21 protein-coding genes are annotated in these 18,982 nt (G+C 42.7%); 15 read left to right on the top strand and 6 right to left on the bottom strand.

Features of this window, described 5'->3' with window-relative positions; translation table 11 throughout:
* Positions 1-59: 59 nt before the first annotated feature.
* The 5 genes from G6R09_RS14215 (at position 60) to rraA (ending at position 4,331) form a co-directional block, all read left to right on the top strand.
* Positions 60-659, top strand: a complete 600-nt coding sequence (locus G6R09_RS14215) for an SPOR domain-containing protein (RefSeq protein WP_065169305.1) — start codon at positions 60-62, stop codon at positions 657-659.
* Positions 660-837: 178 nt separating this feature from the next.
* The gene (hslV, locus tag G6R09_RS14210) at positions 838-1,371 is read left to right on the top strand and encodes an ATP-dependent protease subunit HslV (protein ID WP_045028916.1); all 534 of its coding nucleotides are present in this window, start codon (positions 838-840) and stop codon (positions 1,369-1,371) included.
* Between the two features lie 10 nt (positions 1,372-1,381).
* Positions 1,382-2,713: an HslU--HslV peptidase ATPase subunit gene (gene hslU, locus G6R09_RS14205; protein ID WP_065169304.1), complete on the top strand. Its 1,332-nt coding sequence runs from the start codon at positions 1,382-1,384 to the stop codon at positions 2,711-2,713.
* A gap of 150 nt (positions 2,714-2,863) precedes the next feature.
* A complete protein-coding gene (locus G6R09_RS14200; RefSeq protein WP_065169303.1) occupies positions 2,864-3,772 on the top strand; it encodes a 1,4-dihydroxy-2-naphthoate polyprenyltransferase in 909 nt (302 codons plus the stop codon).
* A 73-nt stretch (positions 3,773-3,845) separates the two neighbouring features.
* A complete protein-coding gene (rraA, locus tag G6R09_RS14195; protein WP_065169302.1) occupies positions 3,846-4,331 on the top strand; it encodes a ribonuclease E activity regulator RraA in 486 nt (161 codons plus the stop codon).
* 103 nt (positions 4,332-4,434) lie between these two features.
* Here rraA and zapB read toward each other — a convergent pair whose 3' ends face one another.
* On the bottom strand, positions 4,435-4,677 hold the full coding sequence (gene zapB / locus G6R09_RS14190) for a cell division protein ZapB (RefSeq protein WP_065169301.1): 243 nt from the start codon (positions 4,675-4,677) through the stop codon (positions 4,435-4,437).
* A gap of 250 nt (positions 4,678-4,927) precedes the next feature.
* Positions 4,928-5,083: a hypothetical protein gene (locus G6R09_RS14185; RefSeq protein WP_156673570.1), complete on the bottom strand. Its 156-nt coding sequence runs from the start codon at positions 5,081-5,083 to the stop codon at positions 4,928-4,930.
* A gap of 175 nt (positions 5,084-5,258) precedes the next feature.
* On the opposite strand from G6R09_RS14185, the gene G6R09_RS14180 reads away from it, so the two are divergent.
* The 7 genes from G6R09_RS14180 (at position 5,259) to tpiA (ending at position 11,938) form a co-directional block, all read left to right on the top strand.
* Entirely contained in the window at positions 5,259-6,110 is an 852-nt protein-coding gene (locus tag G6R09_RS14180) for an MIP/aquaporin family protein (RefSeq protein WP_065169300.1), read from the top strand.
* 92 nt (positions 6,111-6,202) lie between these two features.
* Positions 6,203-7,732, top strand: a complete 1,530-nt coding sequence (gene glpK, locus G6R09_RS14175; RefSeq protein ID WP_065169299.1) for a glycerol kinase GlpK — start codon at positions 6,203-6,205, stop codon at positions 7,730-7,732.
* Between the two features lie 206 nt (positions 7,733-7,938).
* Positions 7,939-8,946, top strand: coding sequence for a class II fructose-bisphosphatase (gene glpX / locus G6R09_RS14170; protein ID WP_065169298.1), 1,008 nt, complete (start codon positions 7,939-7,941; stop codon positions 8,944-8,946).
* A gap of 205 nt (positions 8,947-9,151) precedes the next feature.
* Entirely contained in the window at positions 9,152-9,769 is a 618-nt protein-coding gene (locus tag G6R09_RS14165; RefSeq protein ID WP_065169297.1) for a metalloregulator ArsR/SmtB family transcription factor, read from the top strand.
* Between the two features lie 13 nt (positions 9,770-9,782).
* A complete protein-coding gene (locus G6R09_RS14160; protein WP_065169296.1) occupies positions 9,783-10,526 on the top strand; it encodes a ferredoxin--NADP reductase in 744 nt (247 codons plus the stop codon).
* Between the two features lie 123 nt (positions 10,527-10,649).
* Entirely contained in the window at positions 10,650-10,946 is a 297-nt protein-coding gene (locus tag G6R09_RS14155; protein WP_065169295.1) for a DUF3135 domain-containing protein, read from the top strand.
* Between the two features lie 221 nt (positions 10,947-11,167).
* The gene (tpiA, locus tag G6R09_RS14150; RefSeq protein WP_065169294.1) at positions 11,168-11,938 is read left to right on the top strand and encodes a triose-phosphate isomerase; all 771 of its coding nucleotides are present in this window, start codon (positions 11,168-11,170) and stop codon (positions 11,936-11,938) included.
* Between the two features lie 154 nt (positions 11,939-12,092).
* Here tpiA and pfkA read toward each other — a convergent pair whose 3' ends face one another.
* Both pfkA and G6R09_RS14140 read right to left on the bottom strand, forming a co-directional pair.
* Positions 12,093-13,055 (bottom strand): 6-phosphofructokinase, encoded by a 963-nt coding sequence (pfkA, locus tag G6R09_RS14145; protein ID WP_065169293.1) that lies wholly within the window; start codon positions 13,053-13,055, stop codon positions 12,093-12,095.
* Between the two features lie 497 nt (positions 13,056-13,552).
* Complete coding sequence (locus tag G6R09_RS14140; RefSeq protein WP_163923165.1) at positions 13,553-14,026, bottom strand: CpxP family protein; 474 nt, start codon at positions 14,024-14,026, stop codon at positions 13,553-13,555.
* A gap of 201 nt (positions 14,027-14,227) precedes the next feature.
* Between G6R09_RS14140 and G6R09_RS14135 the strand changes: the two genes are divergently transcribed.
* The 3 genes from G6R09_RS14135 to G6R09_RS14125 all read left to right on the top strand — a co-directional run bounded on the left by G6R09_RS14135 (position 14,228) and on the right by G6R09_RS14125 (position 16,853).
* The gene (locus G6R09_RS14135) at positions 14,228-14,920 is read left to right on the top strand and encodes a response regulator (protein ID WP_065169291.1); all 693 of its coding nucleotides are present in this window, start codon (positions 14,228-14,230) and stop codon (positions 14,918-14,920) included.
* Positions 14,920-16,293 carry an envelope stress sensor histidine kinase CpxA gene (gene cpxA / locus G6R09_RS14130; protein WP_065169290.1) on the top strand — a complete coding sequence of 458 codons (1,374 nt, stop codon included), beginning with the start codon at positions 14,920-14,922 and terminating at the stop codon, positions 16,291-16,293. The genes G6R09_RS14135 and cpxA overlap by 1 nt, the downstream gene beginning before the upstream one ends.
* Before the next feature lie 95 nt (positions 16,294-16,388).
* Positions 16,389-16,853 (top strand): tRNA (cytidine(34)-2'-O)-methyltransferase, encoded by a 465-nt coding sequence (locus tag G6R09_RS14125; protein WP_065169289.1) that lies wholly within the window; start codon positions 16,389-16,391, stop codon positions 16,851-16,853.
* An 85-nt stretch (positions 16,854-16,938) separates the two neighbouring features.
* Here G6R09_RS14125 and cysE read toward each other — a convergent pair whose 3' ends face one another.
* Positions 16,939-17,754, bottom strand: coding sequence for a serine O-acetyltransferase (gene cysE / locus G6R09_RS14120; RefSeq protein ID WP_065169356.1), 816 nt, complete (start codon positions 17,752-17,754; stop codon positions 16,939-16,941).
* 198 nt (positions 17,755-17,952) lie between these two features.
* Positions 17,953-18,966: an NAD(P)H-dependent glycerol-3-phosphate dehydrogenase gene (gpsA, locus tag G6R09_RS14115; protein ID WP_065169288.1), complete on the bottom strand. Its 1,014-nt coding sequence runs from the start codon at positions 18,964-18,966 to the stop codon at positions 17,953-17,955.
* Positions 18,967-18,982: the final 16 nt, after the last annotated feature.

Here is an 18,982-nt window from a genome sequence, read left to right as displayed (position 1 = left end):
ATCAATCCAACTTTGTAACATAGCCTTCTGTCTATCTTTCCAACTAATTTGTCGAAATTGTGGCCACTAAAGATTATGTAAAACGCGGGCGCTCCCCCAAAAAAGCGCCAATAAAGGCAAAAGCCACCCCGAAGGGGAAAAAAGCACCAATATCGGGCTTTCCTACTAAATGGGCAGCACTGGCTGTAATGTTAGTCTGTAGTCTGATCGCGGGCCTATTTTTCCTTTCAGGTACAGATGTGCCTGAAACGACACCACCGACTCCTGCTGCCGTTATTGCAAAACCGCAACCAGCAAAAACCAAGCCCGACGTGCTACCGCCAAAACCAGAAGAAAAATGGCGTTATATTCAAGAGTTGGAAAATAAAAAAGTCATTGTGCCGGTATTAACGCCTAAACAAGTCATTGCTAAAGATAAACCAACCAAGCCTTACTTATTACAATGCGGTGCTTACCATAGCCAAGCACAGGCTGAACAACGTAAAGCAACCATTGCGTTTCAAGGCATGAACAGTCAGATCAAAGTATCAACCAACGATAAAGGCACTTGGTACCGAGTTGTGCTTGGGCCTTATAAAAATAAGCGTTTAGCGATGGATGATCAGAACAAATTACAGCAACATGGTATTAGCCCATGTGCCATTTGGTTTTGGGAATAACACTTAGCCAATAATAACAAAAACTAAGGATGCTTAACTGCATCCTTTTTTTATTCCTTGATAGCTCACCATCCAAGCAATTGTCACCCACACCTTGAAAACCAACTTTACTATCCCCAGATCTATTATCATTAACGATGCCGGCTAATCGTCGGAGCTGAATCAAAGAGGGTTTAACGTGACAACTATTGTATCTGTTCGTCGTAACGATAAAGTCGTAATTGCAGGTGATGGTCAAGTGTCACTTGGCAATACCGTAATGAAAGGCAACGCTCGCAAAGTTCGTCGCCTCTATAATGATAAAGTACTCGCTGGTTTTGCTGGCGGCACCGCTGATGCTTTTACTTTATTTGAACGTTTCGAGCGCAAGTTAGAAATGCATCAAGGTCACTTATTAAAATCTGCGGTTGAATTAGCCAAAGATTGGCGTACCGATCGCGCGCTACGTAAACTAGAAGCACTATTAGTTGTTGCTGATGAAACCGGTTCATTAATCATCACTGGTAATGGTGATGTTGTTCAACCAGAGCATGATTTAGTTGCCATTGGCTCTGGCGGTAATTTCGCTCAAGCTGCGGCAATTGCCCTATTAGAAAATACCGATCTTAGCGCCCGTGAAATTGCAGAAAAAGCGCTAAATATTGCTGGTGATATTTGTGTGTTTACCAACCACAATCACACTATTGAAGAACTAGAAACTAAGTCTAAGTAAGGAAGTTGCAATGTCTGAGATGACTCCTCGCGAAATCGTTCATGAGCTTGACCGCCATATTATCGGCCAAGACAAAGCCAAGCGAGCCGTTGCGATAGCACTGCGTAACCGCTGGCGTCGTATGCAGCTTCCTGAAGAGCTGCGAGTAGAAGTTACCCCTAAAAATATTCTTATGATTGGTCCAACGGGTGTTGGTAAAACTGAAATCGCCCGTCGTTTAGCAAAGTTAGCTAATGCACCATTCATTAAAGTTGAAGCGACTAAATTCACTGAAGTGGGTTATGTGGGTAAAGAAGTCGAAACGATTATTCGCGATCTTACCGATGTTGCTGTCAAAATGGTACATCAACAAGCAACAGAAAAAGTCCGTTTTCACGCTGAAGAGTTAGCAGAAGAGCGTATTCTTGATGTGCTATTGCCGCCTGCTCGTGACGCGTGGGGACAAAACGAAGAAGCACCGACGGAATCCACCACTCGTCAATCTTTCCGTAAGAAATTACGTGAAGGCAAACTTGATGATAAAGAAATCGAAATTGATGTCGCAGCCCCACAAATGGGCGTTGAAATCATGGCACCTCCTGGTATGGAAGAAATGACCAACCAGTTGCAAGGTATGTTCCAAAATCTTGCTGGCAACACCAGTAAAAAACGCAAAATGAAAATCAAAGATGCGTTAAAAGCGGCAACTGAAGAAGAAGCGGCTAAACTGGTAAACCAAGAAGAATTAAAAGAACAAGCGATTTTCGCCGTTGAAAATAATGGTATCGTGTTTATTGATGAGATCGATAAAATCTGTAAGCGTGGCGAATCATCAGGTCCAGACGTTTCGCGTGAAGGTGTGCAGCGCGACCTACTACCATTAGTAGAAGGCAGCACAGTTTCAACTAAACACGGTATGGTTAAAACAGACCACATTCTGTTCGTGGCATCAGGTGCATTCCAAGTTGCTAAACCATCAGATTTAATTCCAGAACTACAAGGTCGTTTGCCAATCCGTGTTGAACTAGAAGCACTGACGAGCCATGACTTTAAACGTATTCTTACTGAGCCAAAAGCATCACTGACTCAACAATACGTGGCATTAATGGCAACAGAATCGGTTGATATCGAATTTAGCCCAGCAGGTGTTGATAGCTTGGCAGAAGCAGCATGGCAGGTAAATGAGCGTACAGAAAACATTGGTGCTCGCCGTTTACACACTGTTATGGAACGCTTAATGGAAGAAATTTCTTATGATGCTAGCGAAAAATCTGGCGAGAAATTCTTGATAGATGATGCTTATGTACAAGCGCGTCTAGGTGAGTTTGTAGCCGATGAAGATCTAAGCCGCTTCATTCTATAATCACACCTTACGCCATTATTACCCCTTTAAAACGGTGCGTTATATCGCACCGTTTTTTTTTATTCTATAACGTGCATTGATGGGATAAATTTGCGCATGACCAAATTTACGCCATAATAGCTTTCAATATTCACTTTAAGTATCTAATTTATGAACCCACCTTCTTCACTGACAATTTGGTTAGATGCCGCAAGACCAAAAACCTTACCCCTCGCCATTGCATCCATTTTATGTGGTAGCGCGGTCGCTGAATGGCATGGCACCTTTTCAGCAACCATTGCAGCACTGGCTCTATTAACTGCCCTTTTATTGCAAATATTATCTAACCTTGCCAATGATTATGGTGATGCCGTTAAAGGCACTGATAATGATGACCGCTTAGGTCCCCAACGGGCAATGCAATCGGGGTTAGTTACTGCAGCAACCATGCGTAAAGCAATGATCATTAATATTATTCTCACGGCTATTAGCGGTTTAACATTAATCTTAATCTCATGTAAAAACCCCCATGATATCGTCGGATTTTTAGTACTAGGATTGTTGGCGATTGCCGCTTCAATTGCCTATACCGTCGGTAATAAACCTTATGGTTATCGTGGTCTTGGCGACCTCTCGGTACTGATCTTTTTCGGATGGTTAGGCGTTGCAGGTACCTATTACTTACAAGCTGGACAAATTGATGCATTGATCATGCTGCCAGCAACAGCATGTGGCTTATTAGCTGTTGGCGTTCTTAATATCAATAACTTACGCGACATTGATAATGATAAGGCATGTGGTAAGCAAACATTAGTGGTACGTATGGGTCCACAATGGGGACGTAAATATCACCTTGTTTTACTTAGCGCGAGTGTGGTGTGTTTTAGTTTGTTTGCATTACTTGAAGTTAAATCCCTGTTTGGATGGTTATTTATTCTCAGTTTACCGCTGCTGATTAACCATGGTCGCCAAGTGTATAACTCAACTGATGGTGCCGCACTAAGACCGATGATGGCAACTATCGTTAAATGTGCCTTAATCACCAATCTGTTGTTTGCGATTGGAATGATACTGGCCTAATGGCCTAAGTGCAGACCAAAATAATAACGACCCCACTCACTGTTGTTTTTTACTACCGATAAGAAGCTAATCTATGGAATATAATACCTCTGAACTGTGTGATATTTATCTCGATCAAGTTGATGTGGTTGAACCTATGTTCAGCTCTTACGGTGGTCGAAATTCATTTAGTGGCCAAATAACCACGGTAAAATGTTTTGAATATAATGGCGTTATTCATGATGTGCTGGCTCAAGCAGGGGCTGGACGAATACTATTAATCGATGGTGGTGGCTCATTACGTCGTGCCTTAGTCGATATCGATTTGGCACAATTGGCAGTGGAAAATCAGTGGGAAGGGATAATTATCTATGGCTGTGTACGCCATGTTGATGAGCTCGATCTGCTTGATATTGGTATTCAGGCATTAGCGGCCATTCCTGTGGGAGCCGACCAACAACCGATAGGTGAAGTTGATGTCGCAGTTAATTTTGGTGGCGTGACATTTTTACCAGAAGATTATATTTATGCGGATAATACTGGCGTAATTTTATCTCCTGAAGCCTTAGAGCTCGATTAATCGGGCACAAAAGACACCACCAACAGATAAAAAATCGGCTCGGTATATTTCCTTTTAAAGGATGATATACCGAGCCGATAATCGTATTAAACTAAGGATAAGCTTATTCTACGCTTTCCATTTTACCTAGTAGTGTACGTACACGATCTTGCCATACGTTATGCTCGCCACGTAGCTTTTCGTTCTCTTGAACAAGACTCTCACGACCAGAACGTAGTTCTTGTGCTTCCATAGCTAGGCTATCATTTTTTTCTTGTAATTCATCAATTTCCATTTGTAGCAAAGAAATTGAATCCACAGCCATTTGAACTTTGGCTTCCAATTTTTCCAACATTTCTAGAGACATATTGTTCACCTGATCTATGCCCATATATTTACCCAAACAATTGCAGGTAATCTCTATGAGCAGGGTTATATATACTTAGCTGCTATTCTAGCGAGGCAATGGCTCGCTGACATCTACATTTCCATTGCATTGACGCAAATGAATAAAAATCATACAAGTCTGATGTAAATTTTGCAAAGTTAGTTAACATGGCACCAATTTAGCGATTACAAACAGCAAAATTCAGTCAGCTTAAGCTTATTTACATCACTTAATTACGCTTTACATTCGTCGACAATAATGTGATATCTGCGAACTTTCTCAAATTCTGTACCACATTACCATGATAATTTAGCGCCACAATTTTATATTCCACCACAACCACAACTCTTACCCCTACTGACGTATCAATAATGCCGCGATCCATGATCTCACCCTGCCGATATGACAATAAAAAGCCACCAAACGCTCAAATTAGAAAACATTTTATGCTCGAACGCACATTTATAAGCCGTTATGATTTAAAAAAAAAAGAATTATTGTAAATTACCCAGCATAAAAATAACCAAATACCCTACATCCCCATTAAAAGGACTGACAATATGACAAGTTCCAAACCTAATGCGCTCGTCGGAGAATGTTTAGCGGAATTTATCGGTACTGGGCTACTGATATTTTTTGGTGTTGGCTGTGTCGCGGCAATGAAATTAGCCGGCGCAGATTTTGGTCAATGGGAAATAAGTATCATGTGGGGGCTAGGTGTTGCCATTGCTATTTATGTCACCGCTGGCGTGTCAGGCGCGCATTTAAATCCTGCGGTAACCATTGCACTTGCCAGTTTTCATGGTTTTAATAAACGTAAGGTTGTGCCCTATATTCTGGCGCAATTATTAGGTGCGTTTGCCGCGGCTGCTTTAGTTTATACCCTATACAGCAACCTTTTTTCTGATTATGAAACCAGCCATAATATTGTTCGAGGCACTGTCGCTAGCCTTGATACCGCTTCTATTTTTTCAACCTTTCCTCACCCTTCTTTGAGCTTTGGCGGTGCATTTGCGGTTGAATTCACCATTACTGCGGTCTTAATGTTTGCCATTTTAGCCATTGGTGATGATAAAAATGGTGCACCCCGTGGCGCTATGGGACCATTATTAATTGGTTTATTAATTGCGGTAATTGGCGGCTCACTAGGACCGCTAACCGGCTTTGCAATGAATCCTGCGCGTGATTTTGGCCCTAAGCTACTGACCTTCTTTGCGGGTTGGGACAATGTCGCTTTAACGGGTGCTAAAGATATTCCTTACTTTATCGTACCAATATTCGCCCCTATTTGTGGCGCACTGTTTGGTGGTTGGGCCTACCCTAAGTTGATGGGAGTTTACTTGCCTGGCAATAAATGTACCCTCCCCAATAAGTGTGAAAATACGACGGATACACTCAAAGCTGAAGCGTAATATTTTATCCAACAACAGGCTAAGGAGTCTGCAATTATTCCGTCCTTAGCCACAATCTACTCTACTATAATAAAGATACCGAGGAATTGATCATGACTACTGAACGAAAATATATTGTCGCGCTAGATCAAGGCACCACCAGCTCGCGCGCAGTGGTACTTGACCACAATGCCAATATCGTTTGTTCGTCACAACGCGAATTTACTCAAATCTACCCTAAAGCAGGCTGGGTTGAGCATGATCCTCTAGAAATTTACGCAACCCAAAGCTCCACCATGGTGGAAGCATTAGCCAAAGCGGGCATTCGCAGTGATCAAGTCGCTGCGATTGGTATTACTAACCAACGTGAAACCACCATTGTGTGGAACAAAAAAACCGGTAAGCCGGTTTATAATGCGATTGTATGGCAGTGTCGTCGTACTGCTGATATGTGTGAAGAGTTAAAACAGCAAGGCTTAACTGATTATATTCGTGAAACCACAGGCTTAGTGGTTGACCCGTACTTCTCTGGCACCAAAGTTAAATGGATCCTTGATAATGTCGAAGGAGCACGCGAGCAAGCAGAAGCTGGCGAGTTATTATTTGGCACCGTTGATACATGGCTGATTTGGAAAATGACCCAAGGCCGTGTATTTGTCACTGATTACACTAACGCCTCTCGCACCATGCTATTTAATATCAACACCTTGCAGTGGGATGAAAAGTTACTTTCAGCCCTCAATATTCCATTATCAATGATGCCTGAGGTCAAAGCGTCTTCAGAAGTCTACGGCCAAACCAACATTGGTGGTAAAGGCGGTACTCGTATTCCGATTGCTGGTATTGCAGGCGATCAACAAGCGGCCTTATTTGGTCAAATGTGTGTCTCTGCAGGACAAGCGAAAAACACCTATGGCACCGGTTGTTTCTTACTAATGAACACTGGTAAAGAAAAAGTCACTTCACACAATGGCTTGTTAACTACCCTTGCTTGTGGCCCTAAAGGTGATGTTGCTTACGCCCTTGAAGGCGCGGTATTTATGGGTGGCGCATCGATTCAATGGCTGCGAGATGAAGTTAAATTACTCAGCGATGCCAATGATTCAGAATATTTTGCTGAAAAAGTCGGCAGTGCTAATGGTGTCTATGTCGTACCTGCCTTTACCGGTTTAGGCGCACCTTATTGGGACCCGTATGCACGTGGCGCAATTGTTGGTTTGACTCGCGGTGTTAACTCTAATCATATTATTCGCGCCACACTTGAAAGTGTTGCTTATCAAACTCGTGATGTACTTGATGCAATGCAAGCAGATTCAGGAATTAAACTCGATGTATTACGTGTTGATGGCGGCGCGGTTGCCAATAACTTCTTAATGCAATTTCAATCAGATATCTTAGCAACTGAAGTCCATCGCCCTGTCGTTACTGAAGTGACCGCACTTGGCGCGGCTTATTTAGCCGGACTCGCGATTGGGTTTTGGGACAGCATTGATGAGCTTAAACATAAATCACAATTAGATCGTAGCTTCACTCCATGCAGTGATGATAAAAAACGTAATCGCCGTTACCGTGGCTGGCAACGTGCTGTTGAGTGCGCCAAAGGTTGGGCATTTGACGAAGAAGATGAAGATGATGACGCATAATCATCACTAATCTGTTTACAGGCCTGCTCACTCTAGCAGGCCTTTTTATTTTGTTGCTACCACATAATGCTGATTGTGTTGCGTTAGATCATCAACCGCTAGGGTCTACAATCTAATTTCCCACCGTGTTAATAAATCAATTATGCTAGAATTTACGCTGAATTTTTAAACCTTTGCACCCACCAATTTCTATATCTGGAGTTATCATGAAAGGCGATTTAGCAATAGCATTTGCTCGTGTTACCGAAGGCGCAGCCCTTGCTGGTCATAAATGGTTAGGCCGTGGCGATAAAATTGCAGCGGACAATGCGGCAGTAGAAGTGATGCGCACCTTGCTTAATCACACTAATATAAATGGCGAAATTGTTATTGGTGAAGGTGAAATCGATGAAGCGCCAATGCTCTATATTGGTGAGCATGTTGGTTGTGGTGGCTGCGCGGTTGATATTGCCGTTGATCCGATTGAAGGCACACGCATGACTGCTATGGGACAAAACAATGCCCTGGCGGTATTGGCAGCTGGCGAAAAAGGTAGCCTGTTAAAAGCCCCAGATATGTACATGGAAAAATTGGTTGTTGGCCCACAAGCAAAAGGGGTTATCGATCTTGATAAGCCATTAGCAGACAACCTAGCAGCGATTGCCAATGCACTGAATAAACCACTAACCGAATTAGTGGTGACTGTTCTTGCTAAGCCTCGTCACGATCAATTAATCACTGACATGCACGCTATGGGTGTGCGCGTATTTGCTTTCCCTGATGGCGATGTTGCTGCTTCTATTCTTACTTGCATGCCTGAAAGTGATGTCGATGTGATGTACTGCATCGGTGGTGCACCAGAAGGTGTTGTTTCTGCTGCTGCTATTCGTGCCCTCGGTGGCGATATGCAAGGCCGCTTATTACCTCGTCACTATGTAAAAGGCGATAACGAAGAAAATCGTCGTTTAGGTGAGATGGAAATTCGTCGCTGTAGCGAAATGGGTATTGAACCGCACAAATTACTCCGTCTTGAAGATATGGCGCGTAGCAATGATGTTATCTTTGCAGGTACCGGTATTACTAAAGGTGATTTGGTGGCCGGTATTCAACGCCAAGGTAATATTGCAACCACTGAAACCCTACTTATTAGTGGTCAATGTGGCACCCTCCGTCGTATTACATCCAATTACGATCTTACTCGTCAGGATGATGCGGTTAAACAACACACCCTATAATAGCGGTCAGGTTGATCATAAAAAATGCACTACGGTGCATTTTTTATTACTGTCACAGCATACTGGTTACGCTTTTTCTAGCAACAATGACACCACTCTTAAACCTAAGAAGTCCTACTTTTAACGCACTATTACATTGTAAAGATATTGCTTTATTTAATAAGCTGATCCCATAATATAATAAGAGCAGCAATAATGACTGATTATGAAAACTATCGAAAAAATCCTCTATCACATCAAATGTGATGGTCCAGTTACCGCAAAAGTATTGGCTGATAAATTTCAGTTAACCACGATGGGTATTCGTCAACATTTACAGACGATGGAAGAACAAGGATTAGTCGATGCTTATGATGTAAAAGTCAAAGTCGGCCGTCCAACCCGCCATTGGCAACTGACTTCTCAAGGTCACCAACACTTTAGTGATCACCATGGTGAGCTAGCCGTACAAACACTGGATGCGGTAAATGATTTATTTGGCCCCCAAGGCCTACAAGCAATCATCAACAAACGCGAGCAACAGACGCTAGCACACTATCAAACAGCCATTGCTGATTGCCCTGATTTAAAAACTAAGCTCGTCGTGCTAACAGAGTTACGTCAACGTGATGGTTATATGGCAGAGCTTATTTGCGATGATAACGGCTTTTTATTAGTTGAAAATCACTGCCCTATTTGCCTTGCCGCCACGCGCTGCCCTTCTCTTTGTCAGTCTGAATTGGCTGTTTTTCAACAATTATTAGGTAAAAATACCGTTATCCACCGTCAAGAACACATTATTACAGGCCAAAGGCGCTGTGCTTATCGAATAACATCCAAATAACGAGGAGGCCATTATGGCTGATTGGATCCCCGCACAAGTTATTGCGAACCGTCACTGGAACCAAGATTTATTCAGTTTATCGCTACGCGCGAACATTGAACCGTTTAAAGCGGGACAATTTACTAAACTGGGAATAATGATCGGTGATAACTTGATCCAACGTGCCTACTCGTTTGTTAATCCTCCCCAACAAACTGATATTGAGATCTATGCCACTCGAGTTGCTGATGGTTTATTGTCACCACGATTACACGCTTTACAAGCAGGCGACACAGTACAAATATCAGCGCGAGCAAATGGCTTTTTTACCCTTGACGATATTGCCAATAGTCAGCATTTATGGCTATTTGCAACTGGTACCGCCATTGGCCCTTACCTGTCAATTTTAAGCCAAAAAGACGTCTGGCATCGATACCGTAAAATTATTCTTATTCATGCGGTACGTTTTGCAGCAGATCTCAGTTATCAAGCTGAAATCAGTGCGCTCAAGCAGCAATATGGTGATCAGTTAATTGTGCAGCCGTTTGTCAGTCGCGAACCGGCGCCATTATGTTTAACCGGACGTATTCCACAAGCGATTGCTGATGGATTATTAGAGCGCCATGTCGGCTTATACCTCAGTGCCGAAAATAGCCAGGTAATGCTGTGTGGTAATCCACAAATGGTACGTGATACAAAAGCAGTACTAGAGGCAAAGGGCTTAACAAAAAATCTTCGACGGGCCCCAGGTCAAATTACCATGGAACATTATTGGTAACCGCATTAGCCATTGATTTCTTTCTGAGCCTGACTCATCAGGCTCATTACCAACAAATAAGACAGTGCGATCCTGCCCTATCAACTATCGTTAAAGACTAGGGATGGAATAAGGATCTGCGTAATGCTATCACTGCCTGATTTTGACCAACTGATGCACCTCGCAGCAACAGATCCGCAGCAATTTGCATTATTACGCCAACGCTTAATTGACCAAGCGATCACTCAAGCAAATGCGACAATGCAACCCCGTTTACGAGCCCAGCAGAGCCATATCGATCGGCTGATTAATCACGCTAGTAATCCACTCCATAGCAACATCCTGTTACAGCAAGAATTGCAACGTCAATTACAGCGTTTTAGCCAAGCTCTACAATCACACTCTCCGCTACAACAAGCCAAAATACTGCCGTTCAAATGATAAAATCACTGTCGCCCCTTGGCAGCATATTCCGCCAAAACGTTACAAAAAATCGACAAGAAACTGCATATATTGAAATATTTTTCTATTTGTAGTTCACTTTTTGTCGCGAAAAGGGTACAACCAAGCACATTAATGATTTTGAACAGTAAAAATTCAGTTTCGGCTGGTATATTTTTACGTAGTTAATTAATTACGTCATTTAAATTTGGAGAAAAACTATGCGCCATCCTGTAGTTATGGGTAACTGGAAACTAAACGGCAGCAAAGAAATGGTTGTTGATCTACTAAACGGTCTTAACGCTGAACTTGAAGGCGTTACAGGCGTAGACGTTGCAGTTGCTCCACCAGCACTTTTCGTTGACCTTGCTGAGCGTACGCTTACTGATGCAGGCAGCGCGATCATCCTAGGTGCTCAAAACTCTGATCTACACAACAGCGGTGCATACACTGGCGACATGTCTCCAGCTATGCTTAAAGAATTTGGTGCATCTCACATCATCATCGGTCACTCTGAGCGTCGTGAATACCACCACGAATCAGACGAGTTTGTTGCTCAAAAATTTGCTTTCCTAAAAGAAAATGGTTTAACGCCAGTTCTTTGTATCGGTGAGTCAGAAGCACAAAACGAAGCGGGTGAAACTGTTGCAGTATGTGCTCGTCAACTTGACGCAGTAATTAACACGCAAGGCGTTGAAGCGCTAAACGGTGCTATCATCGCTTACGAACCAATCTGGGCTATCGGTACAGGTAAAGCGGCAACAGCTGAAGATGCACAACGCATTCACGCTCAAATCCGTGCTCACATTGCTGAAAAATCTGAAGAAGTTGCTAAGAACGTTGTTATCCAATACGGCGGTTCTGTTAAGCCTGAAAACGCTGCAGCTTACTTCGCACAACCAGACATCGATGGTGCACTAGTTGGCGGTGCAGCACTTGACGCGAAAAGCTTTGCAGCTATCGCTAAAGCAGCTGCTGAAGCAAAAAAATAATCACACTTGATGATTAGATAAAATTAAGGTCACTTTTGAGTGGCCTTTTTATTACCACAAATATCAGCCTCTCCTAAAACAGCCCCTAAAAACAGCATAAAAAAGGCCGATAAAATTATCGACCTTCTTATTTCAGTATCTTAATAACGTAATTTTAGAACAGCTTTTCAGCCAATTCATATAAATCGTTACGTACTGGACGACGCATATTTTCAATCGCATCGATGATATCGTGGTGAACCAGTTTTTCACACTGAATACCCACACAGCGACCACCTTCTCCTTGTTGAAGAAGATCAACCGCATAAGCACCCATACGTGATGCTAACACACGGTCAAACGCAGTCGGTTGACCACCACGTTGAATATGGCCTAATACTGTTGCACGCGTTTCACGGCCAGTTTCAGCTTCAATAAATTTAGCCAGCGCGTTAACGTCTGTCATTAATTCAGTGATAGCGATAATCGCGTGTTTTTTACCTTTCGCGATACCTTCATTGATATGAGTGATTAGCTTCTCTTTATCAAGGCCAACTTCAGGTGTGATGATGTACTCACAGCCGCCTGCAATTGCTGACATTAGGGTTAAATCACCACAGTGACGACCCATAACTTCAACAATAGAAATACGCTGATGAGAAGATGACGTATCACGTAGACGGTCAATCGCATCAATAACTGTGTTCATTGCTGTCATGTAACCGATAGTGTAATCAGTACCCGCAACATCGTTATCAATCGTACCAGGAAGACCGATACATGGGTAACCCATTTCAGTCAGCTTCTTTGCGCCCATGTATGAGCCGTCACCACCAATAACGACCAATGCATCAATGCCGTGCAATTTTAGGTTTTCAATAGCTTTTTCACGAACTTCCACTTCACGGAATTCAGGAAAACGCGCCGAACCTAAGAATGTACCGCCTTTGTTGATCACATCAGATACACTTTGACGATCTAGCTGTTTAATACAGTTGTTATATAGGCCTTGGTAGCCATCATAAATACCGTAAACTTCTAGACCTTCAGTCAACGCTGCACGTACTACGCCGCGAACCGCTGCATTCATACCAGGTGCGTCACCACCACTGGTCAAAACACCAATCTTCTTAATCATGGTTACCCTCTGACTTTGGGAATTGAAAAATCAAATCCAACACGATATACCAAGGTTCCCCCACTCGGTATCACAGTCGATGACGATCATACTGTGTTCGTGAAAACTGAAACTTTCCTACTTATGTAGAAGTATTACAATTTTAATGAAATAGTTTGTTGATTCATATCACGCTAGCTCGTCACTTCCCCGTCGGCCAATACTTATAATCGGTCATTATGGTTATTTTTATATTTTTTGAGTAAACCTATAATAACTAATAATAGGTGGCGACATTAATGATTGAGGAAATGGTGGCGATAATTAATATCACGCAGTATAGCTGTTTTATAATAAAAATTAATAACAAAACCTACCATAAAAATACAATTACTGCCTTGTTCTAATATCATTTATGACTAAAGAACTAAAAAAAACATCAAATAATAAACTTAATATCAAAAACAAAAAAAGCCATAGTAAAGACTATGGCTAATAAATACTTAACTCACCCTTAATTAGTGATGTTGTTTCGCTTCTAAACGCATAAAATGTTTTTCTGCTTGCTGTTGCTTAAGCTCAACATACTTTTGCTTTTGCTCTGGCGTTAGAATATTCAGCATTTTATGGCGCTGCTCTAACATCGCAACTCGACGTTCAACCTGCTGTTGAGACATTTTCTCAGCCACAGCACGCACTGCTGACTCATCAAAATTGCTCGCTAACACTAATTTTTCAAGTTGTTGTTGATCAGCTTGCATCAACTTATGGTTTTCAACTCGTTGCGCTTTGTACTCACTGCGATTAGCTTGACGCAGAGTTTTCATTTGTTGTTTTTGAGCAGCAGTAAGATCTAACTGACTAAAAAGCTTACCGCCATGATGGCCTTTCTTCATACCATCATGATGATCTTGACCAGCAAAGGCTGACATTGAACCTAGCGCTAATGGTAATGCCATCGCGATAACAATTGTTTTATTAAATAATTTCATTGTGGTTTCTCCAGCATTAGTATTTGATAAATTACCATTCGGTATGGCTTAGTCGTTATCATATCCTGTGGAAGGTAAAACGCTGTCTAGTAAACGTAAACTAGCGTAAAGCTGCTGCAGCTTAACTTGGCGTATACGTAAAGATTAGCGATACTAATGCCTCTTTAATTGGCTGATCGCATTACATAGTAGGACTTCACAATGGCAAAAATTCTCTTAGTCGATGACGATATAGAACTGACCGCACTCCTTAAAGATATTCTTGAGCTCGAGGGATTTGAGGTTGAGGAAGCCAATAATGGCATTGAAGGATTACAAAAAATCGATGCCAGTATTGATTTGATCTTACTGGATGTGATGATGCCAAAAATGAACGGTACTGAAATGTTGCGCCGTCTACGCGAAAAACACACCACACCAGTAATGATGCTGACTGCCAAAGGTGATGAAATAGATCGCGTACTTGGGCTTGAACTGGGTGCTGACGACTATTTGCCAAAGCCGTTTAGCGACCGAGAGTTACTGGCTCGTATGCGCGCGGTACTGCGACGCACTCAAACCAATACTGATGCCAAAGCCAACAATAGCGAGTGTCTGGTTTATCAAGATCTCACTATTTACCCTGGTCGCCAAGAAGTGTTGTATCACCAACAACCGATTGAAATGACCGGAACTGAATTAGCGTTATTAAGTTATTTTGTTCAACATCCGGGCAAAATTATTGCTAAAGAAGAGCTTAGTCTTGAAGTGCTTGGCAAACGCTTAGCCCAATTTGATCGCGCAATTGATATGCATGTCTCAAACTTACGTAAAAAACTGCCAGTACGTAGTGATGGTAAACCACTAATAAAAACCCTGCGTGGTAAAGGCTATTTGTTGGTTGAGGCTCAATAATGAGAGTACCTGGCTTTACCCACCTTTATGGACGTATCTTTGCCATTTTTTGGACCACATTATTGGTGGTAGTGGTCGCTCTGGTGCTGATGTTTCAATATGATCCTCGCTCAGTACAACCGATCCCCGAACACCAATTGCAACGACTACAATCACAAGCCTCTCAAGTTAATCAACGTCTAGAAAACCACCGCTCACCTAGCTATGCTAGGCTCATCAACCACGTAAAAACACTGACAAAACGCCGCGATAACCATAATAGTCAGCTCTATTTCACCACCGTTGAGGGCGATATTATTGCGCCACAAAAGCACACCAAGGCGCTACGTAATTTCATCACCATTGCCGACAACCCTAATCAGCCCAAACAACGTCTTTATGGTCGCTGGCTGATTGCAGGACCATTTATGATCACCACCAAACATCAACCGCTGTATATGTATAGCGGTCAAGTTTGGCGAGGTGCGCCACCATTTTTCATTCAAATAATGGATAAGCCCTTTAAACTATTGTTGCTTACTATGCTGGTAAGCACGCCGTTTTTATTGTGGTTAGCCTGGGCTGTAACCCGTCCTGCACGTCGCTTGCAACAAGCAGCTGAGCGCGTAGCTCGCGGTGAATTTGCGGTAGATCCTAGCTTAGAGCAAGGACCGCAAGAGTTTAAACAGGCTGGCGCGAGTTTTAATCAAATGGTTGATGCTTTAAATAATATCATCAGTGGTCAGCAACGGTTGTTATCTGATATTTCACATGAATTACGCTCGCCATTAACGCGGCTACGAATGGCAACGGCACTGGCTCAGCGCAAACAAGGCCAAAGCAGTGAATTATCGCGTATTGATACCGAAGCCGAACGATTAGAAAAAATGATCAGTGAGCTCTTAGAGTTGTCACGAATGCAAGTCAATAGCCATCAACAGCAACAAATCGTTGATGGCCATAGCCTGTGGTATGAAATGTTAGAAGATGCCCGCTTTGAAGCCGAGCAACATCATAAAACTCTAACCTATCACCACCTCCAGGATTGGCCACTAAAAGGCAACCCTAACTTGTTGATCAGCGCACTAGAGAACGTGATCCGCAATGCGATTAAATACGGTAATGACGTCATTGAAATTAATTTTATTCAGCAACAGCAGCAATTGCTGATCACCATTGATGATAATGGCGAAGGCGTACCCAATGATGAGCTTGATGATATTTTCAGACCATTTTATCGCGTATCAACCGCGCGCGATCGTAGCAGTGGCGGTACCGGATTAGGGCTTGCAATAACAGAAAGTGCTCTGCGTCAGCATAGTGGCAGCATCAAAGCGACCTCGAGCCCACTAGGTGGATTACGGATCAGCATGACATTACCGCTGGCCCGTTAACTATCAAGCTTAACCTCGAGCATAAAGATGATTGCTTGTTGACGTCGTGCTTGTCACAATATGCCATCTTTTTGCACCAAATAAGCAGAATAACTATGTTTGATATTGCGTTATATGAACCTGAAATCGCCCCTAACACTGGCAATATTATTCGCCTTAGCGCTAATTGTGGTGCCAATTTACATTTAATTGAACCGCTAGGGTTTGATTTAGAAGAAAAAAAATTGCGTCGCGCCGGTTTAGATTATCATGATCTAACCCATGTTTTTCGTCATAAAAACTTTGATGCTTTTATGGAGGCAATGGCAGGACGACGTATTTTTGCTTGTACCACTAAAACCACTAACTACCACGTTAATGCCGAATTTACTGAAGGCGATGTGTTGTTATTTGGTCCGGAAACTCGTGGTTTACCCGCTGAATTTATTGCGAGCTTACCTCTAGAGCAACGGTTACGAATTCCAATGCAACCCGATAGCCGTAGCTTAAACCTATCCAATGCGGTCGCTATTATTGCTTTTGAGGCGTGGCGTCAATTAGATTTTGGTGGCGCTATTTAGCATTACTATTCATGCCTAAATATCAAAAAGGCGATCTTATGATCGCCTTTTTTAATGTTCGTATTCTGCTCGAAAATACGTAGCCTTAATCAATATTATTAAAAATATCATCACTACCATTAAACTGCTGATCCATTTCAGTCGCCGGTTTAGCTGTTTTTGGTCGACCGATAATAATTGCAGGCACACCAGCCACAGTTGTATGTGGCGGCACAGATTCTAATACCACGGAACACGCACCAATTTTGGCACCAACCCCAACTTCAATATTACCCAGCACTTTAGCACCGGCACCTATCATCACTCCTTGGCGAATCTTAGGGTGGCGATCACCGCTTTCTTTACCGGTACCACCTAAGGTAACATCCTGTAGGATCGACACTTCATCTTCAATGACGGCTGTTTCACCAATTACAATTCCTGTGGCATGGTCAAACATAATCCCACAGCCAATCTTTGCCGCAGGATGCACATCGACCTGACACGCCACCGAGATTTGATTTTGTAAATAGACCGCTAATGCTTTACGATCTTGCTTCCACAACCAATTAGCAACACGATAACCCTGCAGAGCATGACAACCCTTCAGATAAAGTAATGGAATAGAATAAGCATCAATCGCGGGATCGCGCTCAACAACCGCTCGAATATCACAAGCCGCTGCTTCAACGATATTACTATCACTAACGAAAGCTTCTTCTATTACTTCACGTACTGCCATCGCAGGCATTGATGGTGTTGCCAATTTATTGGCTAAGATGTAACTCAATGCTGAAGCTAAATTTTCATGCTTGATAATAGTGGCATGATAAAAGCTGGCAAGCATAGGTTCTTGTTCGGCTTGCTGTCGTGCTTCTTGCTCGATCGCTAGCCATAATTGATATTGCTGACATTCCTTCACAAGTTCCTCTGCTTTACTCTCTATTGTAATCACTTCCACGACCATCAACAGCCATGACTTCAGTAACAGTGGCGGCTGAATGGTTTTCCACCATCAATCCACTGAACATTATTGTATTTTAGTACAGTTATAAAAAATAACGCGAGCCTAAGCTCGCGTTATTCAATAGATACCAGTTATCACCTACAACAAGCAACTTTATTCGTACTTTTTCTCACGTGCGAGTAAATCTTTTGCTGCTTCGCGTGCATCTTTACCAAGATAAAGCACTTGATAAATTTGCTCAGTAATTGGCATTTCAACTTGATGACGTTGAGCCAATAACCATACTTCTTTGGTATTACGATAACCTTCTACTGTTTGACCAATATCCTGTTGAGCTTGCTCGACGCTACTACCATGGCCTAGGGCTAAACCGAAACGACGATTACGTGATTGATTATCAGTACATGTCAGCACTAAATCGCCCAAACCAGCCATACCCATAAAGGTTTCAGCTTGCGCGCCAAGTGCTGCACCTAAGCGACACATTTCCGCTAAGCCACGCGTGATCAGCGCTGTACGCGCATTGGCACCAAAGCCAATACCGTCTGACATACCAGCACCAATCGCAATCACATTTTTCACCGCACCGCCTAACTGCATGCCAATAAAATCACTGTTGCTATAAACACGGAATGTCTTATCACAATGAATTTTTTGTTGCAGATCAGCTACAAACTCGGTATTTGGTGAAGAAACGGCAATCGCCGTTGGCATCCCTGCTGCTAATTCTTTAGCGAACGTAGGCCCTGACAACACCGCTAACGGTATTTTGTCGCCTAAAACCTCAACAGCAACGTCTTTCAGTAAACGTCCTGTGTTAGGTTCAAGCCCTTTTGTTGCCCAGCAGATACGAGAATCTGGACGTAAAAAAGGTTTCATTTGCGTAAGTACGTTGCCAAAAACATGGCTCGGTACCACCACTAACACATCACGACTGCCTGCAACAGCAGCTTGTAAGTCTGAGGTTAGAATGAGCGAATCAGGAAAACTTACTCCAGGAAGAAACGCTTCATTGGCACGATCGATTTCCAATTGCGCCATATGTTGAGGTTCATGCCCCCACAAAATGACATTGGCACCATTTCTGGCTAATGCAATTGCTAATGCTGTCCCGTAAGATCCAGCCCCTAACACTGCCATCGAAATCGTATTATTAACGTTCATCATATTGGTCACTTTTTAC

The organism is Photobacterium sp. Alg240-V54 (genome assembly GCF_900537155.1).
Taxonomy (GTDB): domain Bacteria; phylum Pseudomonadota; class Gammaproteobacteria; order Enterobacterales; family Vibrionaceae; genus Photobacterium.
The sequence above is the reverse complement of the archived record's forward strand: the minus strand, read 5'-3'. Positions and strand labels throughout refer to the sequence as shown.